Annotated in this window: 14 protein-coding genes; 11 read left to right on the top strand and 3 right to left on the bottom strand. The window is 44.1% G+C overall.

Features of this window, described 5'->3' with window-relative positions; translation table 11 throughout:
• Positions 1-289: 289 nt before the first annotated feature.
• On the bottom strand, positions 290-694 hold the full coding sequence (locus AC6CIF_RS03525) for a hypothetical protein (protein WP_076209181.1): 405 nt from the start codon (positions 692-694) through the stop codon (positions 290-292).
• Positions 695-865: 171 nt separating this feature from the next.
• Between AC6CIF_RS03525 and AC6CIF_RS03520 the strand changes: the two genes are divergently transcribed.
• The 11 genes from AC6CIF_RS03520 (at position 866) to AC6CIF_RS03470 (ending at position 13,565) form a co-directional block, all read left to right on the top strand.
• Positions 866-1,819, top strand: a complete 954-nt coding sequence (locus AC6CIF_RS03520) for a putative sporulation protein YtxC (protein WP_498197908.1) — start codon at positions 866-868, stop codon at positions 1,817-1,819.
• Between the two features lie 419 nt (positions 1,820-2,238).
• Positions 2,239-4,176, top strand: coding sequence for a threonine--tRNA ligase (gene thrS, locus AC6CIF_RS03515; protein ID WP_036610058.1), 1,938 nt, complete (start codon positions 2,239-2,241; stop codon positions 4,174-4,176).
• Positions 4,177-4,598: 422 nt separating this feature from the next.
• Positions 4,599-5,138, top strand: coding sequence for a 3D domain-containing protein (locus AC6CIF_RS03510; RefSeq protein ID WP_081595013.1), 540 nt, complete (start codon positions 4,599-4,601; stop codon positions 5,136-5,138).
• Positions 5,139-5,249: 111 nt separating this feature from the next.
• Positions 5,250-5,471, top strand: coding sequence for a hypothetical protein (locus AC6CIF_RS03505; protein WP_076209177.1), 222 nt, complete (start codon positions 5,250-5,252; stop codon positions 5,469-5,471).
• A gap of 198 nt (positions 5,472-5,669) precedes the next feature.
• Positions 5,670-6,698 carry a cell wall-active antibiotics response protein LiaF gene (liaF, locus tag AC6CIF_RS03500; RefSeq protein ID WP_498197906.1) on the top strand — a complete coding sequence of 343 codons (1,029 nt, stop codon included), beginning with the start codon at positions 5,670-5,672 and terminating at the stop codon, positions 6,696-6,698.
• A gap of 3 nt (positions 6,699-6,701) precedes the next feature.
• Positions 6,702-7,727 (top strand): HAMP domain-containing sensor histidine kinase, encoded by a 1,026-nt coding sequence (locus AC6CIF_RS03495; protein ID WP_036669825.1) that lies wholly within the window; start codon positions 6,702-6,704, stop codon positions 7,725-7,727.
• An 18-nt stretch (positions 7,728-7,745) separates the two neighbouring features.
• Complete coding sequence (locus tag AC6CIF_RS03490) at positions 7,746-8,408, top strand: response regulator (protein WP_498197905.1); 663 nt, start codon at positions 7,746-7,748, stop codon at positions 8,406-8,408.
• A 148-nt stretch (positions 8,409-8,556) separates the two neighbouring features.
• Positions 8,557-10,218 carry a S1C family serine protease gene (locus AC6CIF_RS03485; RefSeq protein ID WP_498197903.1) on the top strand — a complete coding sequence of 554 codons (1,662 nt, stop codon included), beginning with the start codon at positions 8,557-8,559 and terminating at the stop codon, positions 10,216-10,218.
• A gap of 174 nt (positions 10,219-10,392) precedes the next feature.
• On the top strand, positions 10,393-11,082 hold the full coding sequence (locus AC6CIF_RS03480; RefSeq protein WP_076209172.1) for a response regulator transcription factor: 690 nt from the start codon (positions 10,393-10,395) through the stop codon (positions 11,080-11,082).
• Position 11,083: 1 nt separating this feature from the next.
• Positions 11,084-12,544 carry a sensor histidine kinase gene (locus AC6CIF_RS03475; protein ID WP_498197901.1) on the top strand — a complete coding sequence of 487 codons (1,461 nt, stop codon included), beginning with the start codon at positions 11,084-11,086 and terminating at the stop codon, positions 12,542-12,544.
• Positions 12,545-12,611: 67 nt separating this feature from the next.
• Complete coding sequence (locus tag AC6CIF_RS03470; protein ID WP_498197899.1) at positions 12,612-13,565, top strand: 4-hydroxy-3-methylbut-2-enyl diphosphate reductase; 954 nt, start codon at positions 12,612-12,614, stop codon at positions 13,563-13,565.
• Positions 13,566-13,645: 80 nt separating this feature from the next.
• Here AC6CIF_RS03470 and AC6CIF_RS03465 read toward each other — a convergent pair whose 3' ends face one another.
• Positions 13,646-14,047, bottom strand: coding sequence for a hypothetical protein (locus AC6CIF_RS03465; RefSeq protein ID WP_498197897.1), 402 nt, complete (start codon positions 14,045-14,047; stop codon positions 13,646-13,648).
• Positions 14,048-14,123: 76 nt separating this feature from the next.
• Entirely contained in the window at positions 14,124-15,419 is a 1,296-nt protein-coding gene (locus tag AC6CIF_RS03460) for a DUF3238 domain-containing protein (RefSeq protein ID WP_498197895.1), read from the bottom strand.
• Positions 15,420-16,155 lie beyond the last annotated feature (736 nt).

The raw sequence follows: 16,155 nt of genomic DNA, 5'->3' as shown, positions 1-16,155 counted from the left end.
TTGTTGCCTCCTTATATTAGGGGCTGGCCACAGAAGACAGGCTTATTTCCCGAAAATGATTAATCTGCTGCTCAAAGGAACATCAAAAGATGCGGGTAAACAGAGCCAGAAATTCCTGACACAGCCATATGATTTGAATTTGTCGGTGTGGGTACAACAAAAATAGGTACTGTCATAACATTGGTTTAGCTAACGTGTGCCAAAAGGGTTATAAGTTATGCACAAGCACACCGTCTTATAAATACAGAGGTGTCTCCATGCAAAAGCAACCTGTAATACGTCGTAACGGCTAGTGAAGAGCGTTCACGTATTTTGGTGCTATAGGGGTGAGGGATACATACATGCTGGTAAACTTAATAGGTAGCAGAAATAATCTGCGTTTAAACAGACAATACCACGGTTTAAAGGACAGACCCGTTGTAGGGATTCGCAGCATCAATACCAATGCGAGGACAAGAAAGACAGGCTTATTATGCGTAACCGCAATCAGCTTGGACATGACTTGTGGATATTTGCGAATGACAGGTTTCTGCTGGGATTCGGATATTTGCAACAGCACTTCCTTGTTGGAAGTTGCTTCTACAGATACCCCAACGGCAGATTCGGTCTGCATTGGTATAGGGAAGCACAAGGCTTGGAAAACGCACAAAATGATAATGATCGTGTAGTGGAGTATTCTAGGTTGTTGTCTCATTTTGGCTTCCCTCCTTTTCCGTGAAACATACTGTTATTAAAATAATAACACATTTTTGTCTTAACTCCAAACCTCTTCATAATATACTGAGAAATCATGACACGCTTTCCATCAATCCGCTTCGTATATCCCCATCAGCCTTGCCATATACTTTGAACAGGAAGGAAAGGAGTGATTCTTGTGGAACTGTTTGCTGTATGGACCGATGTATCGGGGCAAGAGGAAGCGGATCAATTTTATCGTTGTGTTAAGGAAAAGACCAAAGGTTTACATATAAGTAAAAGAGGATTTCGGCTCACCTTCAAACATAATGATGGAAGAGCAACCTGGGTGTGCAGAGGGAATGAGAATCACGAAGACTTCCAGCAATGGCTTCCCCGGATCAGTGATCTGCTCTCCCTTGGACTCGCCGACTTCATTATGGAGACACAAGAACGAAGCATGGTGGAGGATATGATCGCCAAGGCATGTTCTGTCATGGATGAGCATGAGGTGGAGAAGGTTAATCGAATCTGTATGCCACTTCTATTAAATGGTGATCTGGATCAGCCCGGACTTCGGGAGCGCCGCCGTACTACGTTAGCCAGTGGACTACGGCAGGATCTGGAGGATGTTCACTTTTTTCACCTTGAAGGTATTATCAATTTCCGTATACGGCCATATAAGCAGGAACTTCAGGAATTAGTAGAGTATGCGCTCGATGAGTTCTGGATGGATCGGCAATATGAAGAGTTTATGGGGCTGTTAAAATATTTTGTGTTTTTTCAAGAAGCCAAAGTACCACTAATTCATCTTGTACACAAGGGAATGCATGAATTTCAGGTCCTGGATGCTGGACTTAATCTGTTACCCGTGCAGAAGGATGAACAGGTTGTTGTAGAAATGCCGGGTCTGGAACTGGAGATGGATATTGAAGATATGATTGTAAGTACACTCATCTCGATCTCTCCTGAGAAGGTCATGCTCCATACACGCACCCCGGATCTGCCAATCATCTCGACCATATGCCAGATCTTTGAAGACAAAGTGCAAATATGTCATCATTGCCCAGAATGCGAAGTGTTGCGCTCAGGATTGTTGACAGGTCTTGACGCAAGTGATCTCGGCAATTATAATAACTGTTGATCCATGAATTTTTCATTTGAACCATTGAACCAAAAGCGTTGACAAAGACAACAACCACACGCAAGATCGGTGCAGAGAGAGGAACCTAGGCTGGAATTTCCTCCGGATATCACGTATGGTTTACCCCTTTGTAGCTGCAATTTTGAAAGTGGAGTTAGAGTATCGCCTTTATTGGGGATTATCCGTCCGCGAGTAAGGATCTGCCGGGTCATGCCCGTTATCGTCATGCCAATGAGGGCTGTATTTCCGAATATGGATGAATCAGCTGAATTAGGGTGGAACCACGAGTATATATCACTCGTCCCTTTGCCGGGACGGGTGTTTTTTGCGTTCCTTTGCAAAATGACTGGAATAGCAATAGATAATCAGTCCATAAATATCTGGACATGAAGGTTACATTAACAGGAGGAATGAGACAAATGGCAGTTAACATTAAATTACCGGATGGTTCGGTGCGTGAGTACGCGGATGGCAGCAGCATTGAGGACGTAGCCGCTTCGATTAGCAGTGGATTGCGCAAAAATGCCGTAGCCGGCAAGCTGGATGGTATCGTGGTGGACTTGTCCACAACACTTCATGAGGGAGCATTGGTGGAGATCGTAACGCTGGATTCACCAGAAGGACTTGAAGTGATGCGTCATAGTACAGCTCACTTGATGGCTCAAGCAGTGAAACGTTTATATGGTAACAAAGAGGTACGCCTCGGTATCGGCCCTGTCATTGAAGATGGTTTCTACTATGATATGGACCTCGAACATGCGCTCAATCCTGAAGATCTGCAAAAGATCGAGAAGGAAATGGAACGTATTGTGAATGAGAACTTGCCAATTGTACGTAAGGAAGTTAGCCGCGAGGACGCGATCAAAACGTTTGAAGAAGTGGGCGATCCTTACAAACTTGAGTTGATTCGTGATTTGCCAGCGGACAGCGTGATTACGATTTATGAGCAAGGTGAATTCTTCGACTTGTGTCGTGGCCCTCACGTACCATCAACTAGCAAAATCAAAGTGTTCAAACTGATGAATGTCGCGGGTGCTTACTGGCGTGGAGATAGCAAAAACAAAATGCTTCAACGTATCTATGGTACGGCTTTTGTGAAAAAAGCACAGCTGGACGAGCATTTGCACTTCCTCGAAGAAGCTAAAAAACGGGATCACCGCAAGTTGGGTAAAGAGCTGGAAATGTTCACATTCTCCCAACTGGTCGGTCAAGGCCTGCCAATCTGGTTGCCTAACGGTGCGAAGCTGCGCCGTACTCTGGAGCGTTATATTGTTGATCTGGAAGAAAGCCTGGGATACCAGCATGTATACACACCGGTTCTGGGTAACGTGGAATTGTACAAAACATCTGGACACTGGGAGCACTACCAGGAAGATATGTTCCCGAAAATGGTTATGGATAACGAGGAACTCGTTCTGCGTCCAATGAACTGTCCTCACCATATGATGGTATACAAGTCCAGCATGCACAGCTACCGTGATCTGCCAATCCGTATTGCGGAGCTTGGCATGATGCACCGTTATGAAATGTCGGGGGCATTAACAGGTCTGCACCGTGTACGTGCAATGACACTGAACGACTCACACATTTTTGCACGCCCGGATCAGATCAAAGAAGAGTTTGCTCGTGTTATCGAGTTGATTCAAACAGTGTACAAGGATTTTGGTATTAACGAATACCGTTTCCGTCTGTCCTATCGTGATCCGCAGGATACCGAGAAATACTTCCAGAACGACGAGATGTGGGAAATGTCCCAACGCATGCTGCGTGAAGTTGTGGAAGAACTTGATCTTCCTTTCTATGAAGCTGAAGGTGAAGCGGCATTCTACGGTCCGAAGCTGGATGTACAGATCAAAACAGCCCTGGGCAAAGAAGAGACATTGTCTACAGTTCAACTGGACTTCCTATTGCCTGAGCGCTTTGAACTTGAATATGTGGGAGATGACGGACAGAAACATCGTCCGGTCGTTATTCACCGCGGTGTAATTAGTACAATGGAACGTTTCACAGCATTCTTGCTGGAGAACTTTGCAGGAGCTTTCCCGCTGTGGTTGTCTCCGGTTCAGGCAAAAGTGATCCCGGTATCCGGAAACTTCGACGATTATGCGCGTGAAGTCGAAGCGAAGCTGAAACGTGCGGGAATTTCTGCTGAAGCCGATCTGCGGAATGAGAAGCTTGGATATAAAATCCGTGAGGCGCAGCTTGAGAAAATGCCTTATATGTTTGTAGTTGGTGAGAATGAGCGTAATGCAGAAGCAGTATCTGTGCGGAAGCGTGGAGAAGGCGATCTGGGCATGAAACCGGTCGATGAAATTATCGCTCAATTAAAAGAAGAAATTGCAACACGTTTAGTATAAATGATCATCTATCAGATAACCAGTGCATAAGTTGCGCTGATCACTCTGCATAACGCCTGGATAACATGGGATTGACCTATGTTATTCAGGCGTTTTTCGTAGTGTTTGCAGTAAAAAGTATAGATTAATTGCTTTTTGGAAAACCTTTGCAGTGAGGGGGAGGTTATACAATGAAAAAGCAATTCTCAATTCAAAAGAAACATATACGGGGTTTATTGGTTGGCTGTGTGATATTCGCCGGGATGATGATTAACCTGAATCAGGCGGATGCCTATACATTTGAAGAGGAAAGTACGGTACTGCATGTCGAGAGTCAGAGCAGCGGTATTGAAGGTCCAATTATTGAAGCTTCGAGCAAGCCTATTCAGGAATTTCCGGAACAGGTTAGCCATCAATACAGCGATGAGGCCCAGCTGACGACCATGGTGTATATGGCTTTATTGTGGTCACCGCAACCGATGGTCATTCCAAGACCTGAACTTCCAGAAAAACAAGTGGCGGACCCGTCTATGCCGGTGCTTGCTCCGCGTTCAGAACAAATCCTGGGTACACAAAAGGTTACAGCAACGGGATATACGGCAGGAGTGGAGTCTACAGGAAAAGGGCCTAAACATCCTCAATACGGAATTACGTATTCTGGTGTCAAAGTACGCCGTGATAAAGAAACGGTCTCCACGATTGCAGCTGATCCAAAATTGTTCCCGATGGGTTCCATTCTGTATATTCCGGGCTATGGATACGGAATTGTTGCAGATACCGGTTCAGCGATCAAAGGCAATAAAATCGATCTGTATTTCCCGACAACCAAGCAAGTGTACAAAGAGTGGGGCAAAAAGGATGTGGAAGTACAGGTGATCAGACAAGGCGCCGGAAAGTGTACAGAGAAGATGCTCAGCGAGTTGGCCGATGCGATTGATGTGTACAAATCCGTACCGGATTCCTGGCTGGACAAGGCCATTTAATTTCACATGTGAACATGAATAACAGAAGTGCTCTCTCCACATAATATTGACTGGGGACGAACCCCGCGGTGCAGCAATGTATCGTAAATATGAAGAGAGAGGTGATTCGTTGTGGCTAAGAAATCACAAGGACAAGGGTACCAAACGCCAAACGAGAAGTACAATGCAGAGTTTGGAGAAGAGAATGCAGCAGCAAAAGTGAAGCAATCCGCTCAAAACAAAGTACAAGATAATTTCCAAACACCTGATGAAAAATACAATGCCGAGTTCGGTGTAGAAAACACAGGCCAAACTGGCCAAGGTCAAGGCAAAGCATCAAAATACAAAAAATAATTGAAGATTCATTAATCAAATGATGATTCAGCACCCTGGAGCAGCAGCTCCGGGGTGTTTTACATATGCGAAGTTTTTTACATTAATATCCTCCCATCTCAGTCTCGAGACCGAGATGAATTCCATCTGCCGCCGCTGTTCTCATTGTCTTGTCTGAGTTACACTGGATACATAATACAGACAAAGGAGACATGAGCGATGAAACGATCGACGCGTGACCGCTGGTGGGTTGGCATACCTCTTATTGCTATTGGTGCGATGATCTTGTTCAGACAATTGGGATATGACATTGATGTAGGATATATTTTCAGAACATATTGGCCGTTATTTCTAATCTGGTGGGGGGTCAAAGGAATCTCCGAGATTCGTCGCAACGGGGGTTACGCCTTTATTGGACCGGTAATTGTACTGGCGATTGGTGGTTACTTTCTTGCCCGTAACCTGGGATGGATTGATTACTCCATGGGTGAGTTCATCCGTTATCTGATCCCGGTTATGCTGATTGGCGGAGGATTGTTTGTACTGATTGGGCCACGACGTCGTGATCGGAAACATCATGACAAGATGCAGCCACCTCCAGCACCTGAGCAACCTTATAAACCGTTGGCTCCGGAGGATCTGGAGATGCCGTCGTCGTTTGACGAACAGTTCGAGAAAACATTTGGCAAACCAAAACAGGAACAGAAGAACGATGCACATGACCCTCATTTCACAGGATCAACGGATTCATCATCACAAGGGCAACAGTATAAGAAGAAACATCAATCGTATAACTCTAACGATACCGGATATGGAGAACATTATGATGATGGCTACGGAACTGGTTATGGGGATTATGGCAGTGGCAATACCATTAATAAATCGGCGTTCATCGGTGATCTGTACATGGGGCAGGAAGTGTTCTCGTTGAAACCCATGAACATCTCGGCTTTTATCGGAGATACTGTAATTGATTTGACCAAGGCACAGATTCCTTACGGGGAGACGAAGATTGTCATTTCTTCATTTATTGGGGATGTGAAAGTATTTGTACCGGAAGATATGGATCTGGGTGTGACGGTGACGACAAATTCCTTCATTGGAGATATGTCACTGTTGAACCAGAAACGCGGCGGATTCCTGAGTAGTGCCCAGGCTGAAACTGCCCATTACCATGAAGCGAGCAAAAAGGTACGGATTATTGTAAGTGTGTTTATCGGAGACGTCAAAGTGAATAAGGTGGGTTAATGCATGATTCGAACAATTCTCAAGGCCAATAAATGGGAACTGATGATGTATTTTGCGCTAACCGGTCTGATTACGCTGGGCGGATTCTATCTATTGTATGGAGAGGTGTTGATGGGGGCTGGTCGCCAGCGGGCATGGACCTATGTTGCCGTTGTTGTGCTGGCCACCGTTATCACCGGATATATCGCTGCTTTACGACTCCAACGCAAGATCGACCTGCTTGATCTCAACATGTTGAAAGTGTCCAAGGGTAATCTGGCGGTGCGTATGCCTGAAGCGGATGACGCTTCGTTTGGTCGTGTCTATCAGGAGTTCAATGTCATGATGGATTCGATTGAGAAAAAGATGAGACTGCTTCAGCGCCTCGGTGAGCAGGAAGTCATTGAGAAGGAGCAAGCCTCGGAGCGGGCGGTGCTTGAAGAGCGCAAACGAATGGCAAGGGACCTCCATGACACGGTTAGCCAGCAGTTGTTTGCCATGCATATGTCGGCTTCGTCTTTACCTCGTCTGCTGGAGATGAATCCTGAACATGGCGGTAAAGTACTGGACCAGTTAATTCAGATGTCACATATTGCACAGCGTCAGATGCGAGGACTGATTGCTCAACTTCGACCGGTGGAACTGGAAGGGCGTGATCTCACCGCAGCACTGGATAGCTGGTTTCCTGATTATTGCAGGCAGAATGGTCTTAAAGGTGTGAAAGAGCTGGAACTGGATGGCGGAATCTCGGATGCCATTGAGCACCAGCTGTTTCTTGTTATTCAGGAGGCAGTTGCCAATGTTGTGAAGCATGCAGAGGCTGGAGTGGTTAGTCTGTCCATACGGGAGAGTGAACATCAGATCAGCATGAGCATCAGCGATGATGGTCAGGGATTTTTACAGCAAGCGGAGCGTCCGGGTTCATACGGGTTATCTACCATGCGTGAACGGGCGGAGAAGCTTGGGGGGCAAGTTCAGATTATATCGAAACCGGGAGCGGGAACGACGGTACGGGTATTGATCCCGAAATTCCCGAACGTTCCTGAGTGAACCAGAGGGGGAGACGCAATGAGTGGTAAAGTAAGCGTAATGATTGTGGATGACCATGACATGGTACGAATGGGGTTGAAAACGTATCTGATGCTGGAACCTACTTTTCATGTGATGGGAGAAGCGGGCCATGGGCAGGATGCACTTGATCAGTTACGTAAGTTAAATGATAGTGAAATGCCTGACCTGATCTTGATGGATCTGATGATGCCGGTAATGAATGGCGCTGAAGCAACAAAGGCCATCATGACTGAATTTCCAGGGATGAAGATTGTGATGCTCACCAGTTTCCTGGAGGATGATCTGGTTGTGCAAGCGATTGAAGCGGGTGCGGTAAGTTATGTACTGAAGACAGTCTCTGCTGAAGAACTGATCTATGCTCTGCAAGGGGCCTATAGAGGCATGCCTGTTATGACAGGTGATGTGTCGCAGGCATTAACCCGGGGAATCAGACAACGTACAGCGAGAGAGAGTGAATCAGGTCTGACTGAACGGGAGAAGGAAGTGCTGCTGCTTATTGCAGAGGGGAAGACCAACAAAGACATTGGAGAAGAATTACATATCAGTATCAAAACCGTCAAAACACATGTGAGCAACCTGCTGATGAAATGTGAGATGGACGATCGTACACAATTGGCCATCTATGCGCATCGTCAGGGTTGGGTGAAAACGAAAGGGTAAAATGCTGTCATGACTGGGAAAAGAGTCTATTCTTACGTGCTTTTATCTCCTTTTTAATTGTTTTTAAGGTACGGTTAAGGTTTAAAGTACAAAATAAGGACAGTTAAAGAATATCTCTTGGGAATAAGAGATTGGGAGGTAGAGAGGCATGGACGAACGCAACTATAGATCGAACCGTCAAGACGAGGAAAACGAAACCAAACAAACGGAGAACCGCAATTCTTCCGGAACGGACGAATCCTCCTATTATTATTCTTATGGACCTTTTCAGTCCGTGAATCAGGAAGATACAGCAAATCACATGGGAAGTAATAATCAACGTGAAGAAGGAAATGTAGAGATTACAAAACCTGATCCGGTGAGACCCGTACCTACTTACTATAATAGTGAATCAACCGAACAAGCGAAAAGATCAGCAGGCGGCGGAAACGGCTCAGGTAACGGTGGAGATCAAGGGAATGGCGGCAAAGGCAACTGGAACTATAATAACCGCAAGCCACGTTCTTCCGTAAGATCACTTCTATTTTCCTTTATTGCCGGTATGCTGGTCATCACCGTTCTCATGTACACCGCTGACAGAACAAACATGTTCACACCGGAGACGGCACTTACGAACACGGACAATCAAAGTTCAGGACAGGAAGTATCCACAAACACAGGCGGAGGCAACAATGTCACAGCGTCGTTACTGCCAACAGGCAAAGAAGATGTGTCTTCCGTAGTAACAAGTACAAGTCCGGCTGTCGTCAAAATTGAAACACTCGCGAAGCAGTCCTCACGTACAGGATTGGGTCAGGGTGGATCAAATACAAGTGACCCGCTGTACCAATACTTCTTTGGTAATGGCGGCGGAACGGAAGGCAATCAAGGCCAAAGCCAGCAACCACAAAGCAGTAATCAGCTTGTGCCTATGGGCATTGGTTCCGGGTTCATTTTTGACAAAGAAGGATATATCCTGACGAATCAACACGTTGTTCAGGGTGCAGATGTAATCCAGGTAACCCTGGAGAACAACAGCAAGCCTTATGAAGCTAAACTGCTGGGAAGCAGCTTTGATCTGGATTTGGCTGTATTGAAAATTGAGAAAAACAGTGGTGAAGATGCGTTCCCTGTAGCTCCACTGGGTGATTCCAACAGTACTCAAGTCGGTGAGTGGCTTGTAGCTATTGGTAACCCTGAAGGATTCGAACACACGGTTACAGCAGGTGTACTGAGTGCCAAAGAACGTACAATCAGTATTCCAGATGAAGAAACAGGAAAAACACGTGAGTACAGCCATTTGCTGCAAACAGATGCTTCGATTAATCCGGGTAACTCCGGTGGTCCGTTGCTTAATCTGAACGGGGAAGTTATCGGTATGAACGTTGCAGTAAGCGCAGACGCACAAGGGATTGGTTTTGCGATCCCATCAAGTGTCATCTCTGAAGCGGTTAAATATCTTAAAGAGAACAAAGAAGTTCCCAAAGAGCCAGTACCCTTTATCGGTGCATCTCTGATGGCTCTCACACCTGAAGTCGCTAAACAAATGGGAACAGATGTGACCGAAGGTTCAGTTGTAGCCAGCACGATCTTCCAATCGCCGGCTTACCAAGCAGATCTTCGTGCATATGACATCATTACAGGTGCGAACGGTACCCCTTACGCCACAAGTCAAGATCTGATTGATTTTATCAAGAAACAGGAAATCGGCAGTGAAGTGACATTAAACGTGGTGCGTGACGGTAAGAAAATGGATCTGAAAATCAAAATCGGCAACAAAAATGATTTTGATACTTCACAAACAACAGGTACACAACAGCAGCAACCATAAATATCGGTCAAGGATTAACAGAACGGAAGGGTTTGAAGGCCCTTCCGTTTTTTTTGCCCTGATGGAGCAAGGTTACAATGGACCAGTACGGAATGGAGACTGCCTACTTGAAGATGCAGATTGTGCTTCTGCCTGTTACAATGGGATAAAACGTTAGGATAAAGGAGAAAGACCATGCGCTCAACTATTTTGATTGTGGATGATGACGAAAAAATTGTATCCATGCTCCGCCGGGGGCTGGCTTTTGAAGGATATGAGGTACAGACGGCTTCCAATGGAGCCGAAGGCCTCAGCAAACTGATGGACAAGGAGCCGGACATCGTTGTGCTGGATGTGATGATGCCGCAGATTGACGGATTTGAGGTATGTCGCAGATTGAGAGAAGCAGGCAGCAAAGTGCCTGTGCTGATGCTGACGGCCAAGGATGAAGTACAGAGCCGGGTGACCGGACTGGACACGGGAGCCGATGACTACCTTGTAAAACCTTTTGCGCTGGAAGAATTATTGGCACGTGTCCGCGCATTGCTGCGCCGCAAGTCTGATAATGGGGGTACGCCGGACAACCGCTTAATGTATGAAGATATCATTTTGGACAATGACTCACGTGAAGTATTGCGAGATGGGCAGCGTCTGGAGCTGACTGCCAAAGAATTCGAACTGTTGAATCTGTTCATGCAAAATCCAAGACGGGTACTGTCCCGCGATCTGATTATGGATAAAATCTGGGGTTATGATTACAGCGGTGAGTCTAACGTGCTTGAAGTGTACATTGCCATGCTCAGACAGAAGACCGAAGAATACGGTGGCAAGCGTCTAATCCAGACCATCCGGGGAGCCGGCTATATTCTGAGAGGTGACTCCTGATATGTCCATCCGGTTAAGACTAACCGCATGGTATTCTGGCATTTTGGCGGCTGTTCTTATCTTTTGGGGCGTTGTAATCTATGCCTTTGTGTATTTTAACTCCTATCAGGAAGTCGAACAGCAATTGAAGGTGAAGAGTACCCGGATTACGGAGCAGATTGGTGTTAATCCTCTTTCACAGTCGTTGGATCTGGACCCATTTACAGAGAGTCAGCTTCAGGAGGCACAAATTTACATTCAACTCTGGGATTATCAGAGTCGCTCAGGCATAATTTCGGGCAATATGAAAAAACTGGAGATTCAGTTTCCGGTATTAAAAGCCAATGAAATTCTTGAAAAGCGAGGCATATCCAAGATCTATGTGGATGGTACACCGTTTCTAGTGAATCAGCTTCCCCTTTCTCTTCAGGGAACCAATGAAGTACGTGGGATTCTTCAGGTTGGTGCGAATGTAAGTTCACAGGAGCGCTTGCTGGAAGCGTTGCTTAATATTTTGGTTTTTGGCTGGCTGGTAGCGATGGCATTGGCTATTACCTCAGGCCTCGTCTTGGCTCGCAAGTCGATGCGTCCGCTCGTGACTGTCATTGATGCCGCCAATCAGATTCAATCTGGAGATGACTTAAGTGTACGTATTCAATATGCTGGGCCGAAGGATGAGATCGGGCGTCTGATTGAAACGGTGAATAATATGCTTGAACGTACAGAATTGTCATTCCGTGGTTTGGAGGAGACGAATGCTGCCCAGCGCCGCTTTGTATCCGATGCATCGCATGAACTGCGTACGCCGCTGACCACCATTCGCGGGAACGTAGACTTCTTGAAGAAGCTGTGGGATCAGGAAGGAAGCGACCGACCGAATCTGGATGAGGAGACTGTCAAACAAATGTCGCTGGAAGCCATTGAAGATATGGCGGACGAGGGAAAACGTATGAGCAGGCTGATCAGCGACATGTTATCGCTGGCGAGAGCGGATACGGGTCAGAAAATTGAACTGAATCCGATCCCGCTGCAGATACTCGTACAGGAAGTAGCACGCAGAGCACAATTTCTGGATCGTCAGGCAGACTGGCTTCCAGGAGATTTTTCCATCCTGAACGGCATTTATGTGAACGGTAGCAAGGACTATCTGCAACAGATGCTGTTTATTTTCATCGAAAATGCGTTTAAATACACACCTGAAGGCTCTGTGACGCTGGATGCCGTATTATACAAAGGTCAGGTAGGACTACGCATCAGCGACACCGGTATTGGGATGGATCGGGACGAAGTGCCGTTCATCTTTGATCGTTTCTATCGGGCAGATGAATCCCGCGGGGCTACACCGGGCATAGGTCTGGGACTTTCAATTGCGAAGTGGATTATTGAGGAACACCATGGATCGGTTGAGGTTGTGACCAGACGTGGAGAAGGAACCACCTTTATTATCTGGTTGCCGGTTGTCTTTGCTCCGCCTATCGAATAAAGGTATAATAGACAGGACTGCAATTACATCGGCAACGTTGCCGAGAAAGAAAGCGGGTGGCAACCAAGTGGAAGTACTACGAATTTCGCCGCGGGGATATTGTTACGGCGTTGTGGATGCGATGGTGCTCGCGCGTCAAGCGGCACGCAATCTGGATTTACCACGACCTATTTATATATTGGGTATGATTGTGCATAACCAACATGTGACGGATTCCTTTGAAGATGAAGGTATTATTACATTGGATGGTCCGAACCGGATGGATATTTTGAGCCAAGTGGAGAGTGGCACGATTATTTTCACAGCTCACGGTGTCTCTCCTGAAGTGCGCAAGTTGGCACGGGACAAAGGATTGACAACAGTGGATGCAACATGCCCTGATGTCACCAAGACCCATGATCTCATTCGGGAGAAGACGGCAGAAGGTTATCAGATCATCTATATTGGTAAAAGGAATCACCCTGAACCAGAAGGTGCCGTAGGTGTTGCACCAGATCTCGTTCACCTGATCGAGAAGGAAGAAGAGATCGAAGAACTGAACGTATCTCCAGGCAAAATCCTTATTACAAATCAGACAACGATGAGCCAGTGGGATATCAAACACATTATGAGCCGTCTGCTGGAGAAGTTTCCAGGGGCAGAGATTCATAATGAGATTTGCCTTGCAACTCAGGTTCGTCAGGAAGCTGTCGCGGAACAGGCAGGTCAAGCAGACCTGGTTATCGTGGTGGGTGATCCTCGCAGCAATAACTCTAACCGTCTGGCACAAGTGTCGGAGGAGATTGCGGGTGTTACGGCCTACCGTGTATCGGACGTATCTGAAATTCAACAAGACTGGTTAAAAGGTGTGCAGAAAGTGGCTGTGACGTCAGGCGCTTCAACACCAACACCAATTACCAAGGAAGTTATTCAATATCTGGAGCAATACGAGCATGATCAGCCGGAGACGTGGGAAATCAAACGTACTGTTAATATGAGCAAGCTGTTACCTCCGGTTCGAGAGAAGACACGTAATATTTGAGTTTTATAGTTATAAAAAAGAGGGAAGCATCATTTAAACAAGCTGGTTTCGAGTCTATTCTCGATTCCAGCTTCTTTTGATTATTTCAATTTTTTAAATGATATCAATATAGAGTTAATTAGATGAGAAAAAAGAAAAAAAATTAAATTGGAACAACCAGAAACTAACAATAAATTCAATATTCCTGCTAAATTGTTGGAGGGATTGAAAATTAAAAATAATGCTCCAAAAGCTATTCCAGTGACAAAATACAAAAGGGATTTTGTTAGGAAAGTATATTGTTTAAGTTTTTTGTCTAAAAAAAGAGATATTGGTGTTGCAATAAATAAAAACAAGATAAATAAGACTACAAAACCTGTCATAAATAATGAGACACCAGTATAATATAGGGTGGTTTCAGTATTCCTGTTCATCATATTAAAAAATGTGAAAATAATTGAACCTATTAGAGCAGTTACAAAAGCACTAATTACTTTACTCAAAATTTTTCACCTCCTTCGATAAAAAGGTTATACTTAATATAACAGCGCCTGTTAAATAATAACAGGCGCTAAAAAACTAATTTGAAATATTGAAATTCCTAGCCAACGTACTCGGTGCTCCTAGATATTCAAAGCCTTCATGTGGGTGATTGAAAATAGTAAGGGTAGTTCCATTACTCAGTCTGACATATAATTCATGAGCAGGAGCACGGTCATGAGTGCCTGCAAAACTATAAGAGCCCCCTTTTTGGGTTATAACTCTCATTTGATAGTCTATCTCATTTCCAGAGACTGCGTATGGATTTCCAGACTTGTGAAATACAGTTACATCTGTTTTTGAAGAGGTTTTGCTGTTAACGATTCTGTTGATATGTTGTCCGGAGTCGGTTTTTGTACTGACAAGCTTTTTATCTTTGTCTAAAGCGTGAGTAGCAGAGACATCCTTATAAAATGCTTCTGAAGCTGTAGTTGAATCTGTGTAAAATATAGTATCTCCTACAGTTTTTGTTCTATAAGTTTCTGCACTAGAACTAAACCCACGATTGTCACCTTTAAAGAATTTTATATTCTTTCCCCAAGTAGCTGCGTTATACCAGGGATCTTCTGCATAATCCATGGGTATAAAAGTCTTATATGTCCATTTAAAAGAGTTATTAACTGCTGCTAAAGATAGAGTAGGATTTAAGATCGATGAGTCAATAACTTTTATTATACTATAAGGTTTTTTGGAAAGACGCTCTAACTCTTCACTGCCTAAATCCATGTTTTTGTTGGCATAGAATTGTTTGATTTCATCTTTTTCACTGGAAGTAAGAGGGATATCAAACTGTATTTCGTATGTGCTATAAACTTGGTTACTGTCAATTTGATCTACAAAATTATTTTTCTGAGTTTCAGACAACAGGTCTCCATTTTTTAATATAGTGTATTTACTTACTCCAGGAACATTGTCCCACGAAAGAATTACTTTTTCTTGAGTAACTATTGCATTTGATTTAATTTTAGTTTCAGATTCGTCACTGTTTGTTAAAGCCTTAAAAGGGTTATTATCTGTCTCTGTCGATACATACATTACATTTCCTTCTTTTTCACTGTCTAAGCTAATTTTGAAACGATACAATGTATTAGGATCCAAATTATTCAAGGTAATTTCTTTATCTACACCTTGATATACTATTTCATTACCCTGGTCTAAATCTTCTAGAGTTACCACACCATGAATGTCATTAAAAGTCATAATAATTGAATTTGATGTAGTCTCGATTTTAGGGGGGGCTAATTTGTTTTCATTGGATTCTGCAGAAACCATCATTGAGCCTGACATTGAAAATATAAATAAAAAAGATAAAATTATTGTTCGTACCTTATGCATGCTTTGTTCAACTCCCTTAATTTTTAATAAATTGACTACAACCACCTTTCGTAAATGTAAATGCTTACAATAATACTTTATTTACAATGATTAATTTTATTTTAGTAATTTAAAGCATTCTATGTTTAAAAGTCTACTACACGCTGAGTATCCTGAGCACCATTCAGCAGGCTTCTATTAACTTGGTGTATCCATAAAACCAATACAAGCTCGTTATTGTTACTATAATAGTCGGTTTTTTTATGCTTTCTGTGAGAAACAAGTTTGTAGGATGAAAGGGCCCCAAATAAGAATGAATAATTTACGAATATTACTATTAATATTACGTAAATGAAATATATACTATCTGTATTACTTTGAAAGCTATGATGAAGAACTCTTTTCCGAATTAAATCAAATATAACCCTCACTACAGTAAAGACTGTATTCAAGGTAGTTTGTACGACTGGTTGATGAAGGAAGCAGTGAAACTAAATCCATTGACTTAGGATGCGTCAGTCTGAGAACGAGCTAGATCTCTTCATTTATCTCACGCAGGCATACAATGATGCTAATGATCTATAGTCTTATAAAGGAGGACTTGACAAGAGTATACTTCATTGTTATATTCACTTTAGTGATTAAAAGCTTAAAAGCGAACAAGCGAACAAGCGTTTAAGCACGACAGGATTTTTGAGATACTGACCACAGGACAATCAGATGCACGAAATAGACGAGTGCTCTTATACAAGGAAGG

The sequence above is a fragment of the Paenibacillus sp. GQ49 genome, from assembly GCF_059759055.1.
This window is presented reverse-complemented; position numbering and strand designations above follow the sequence as displayed.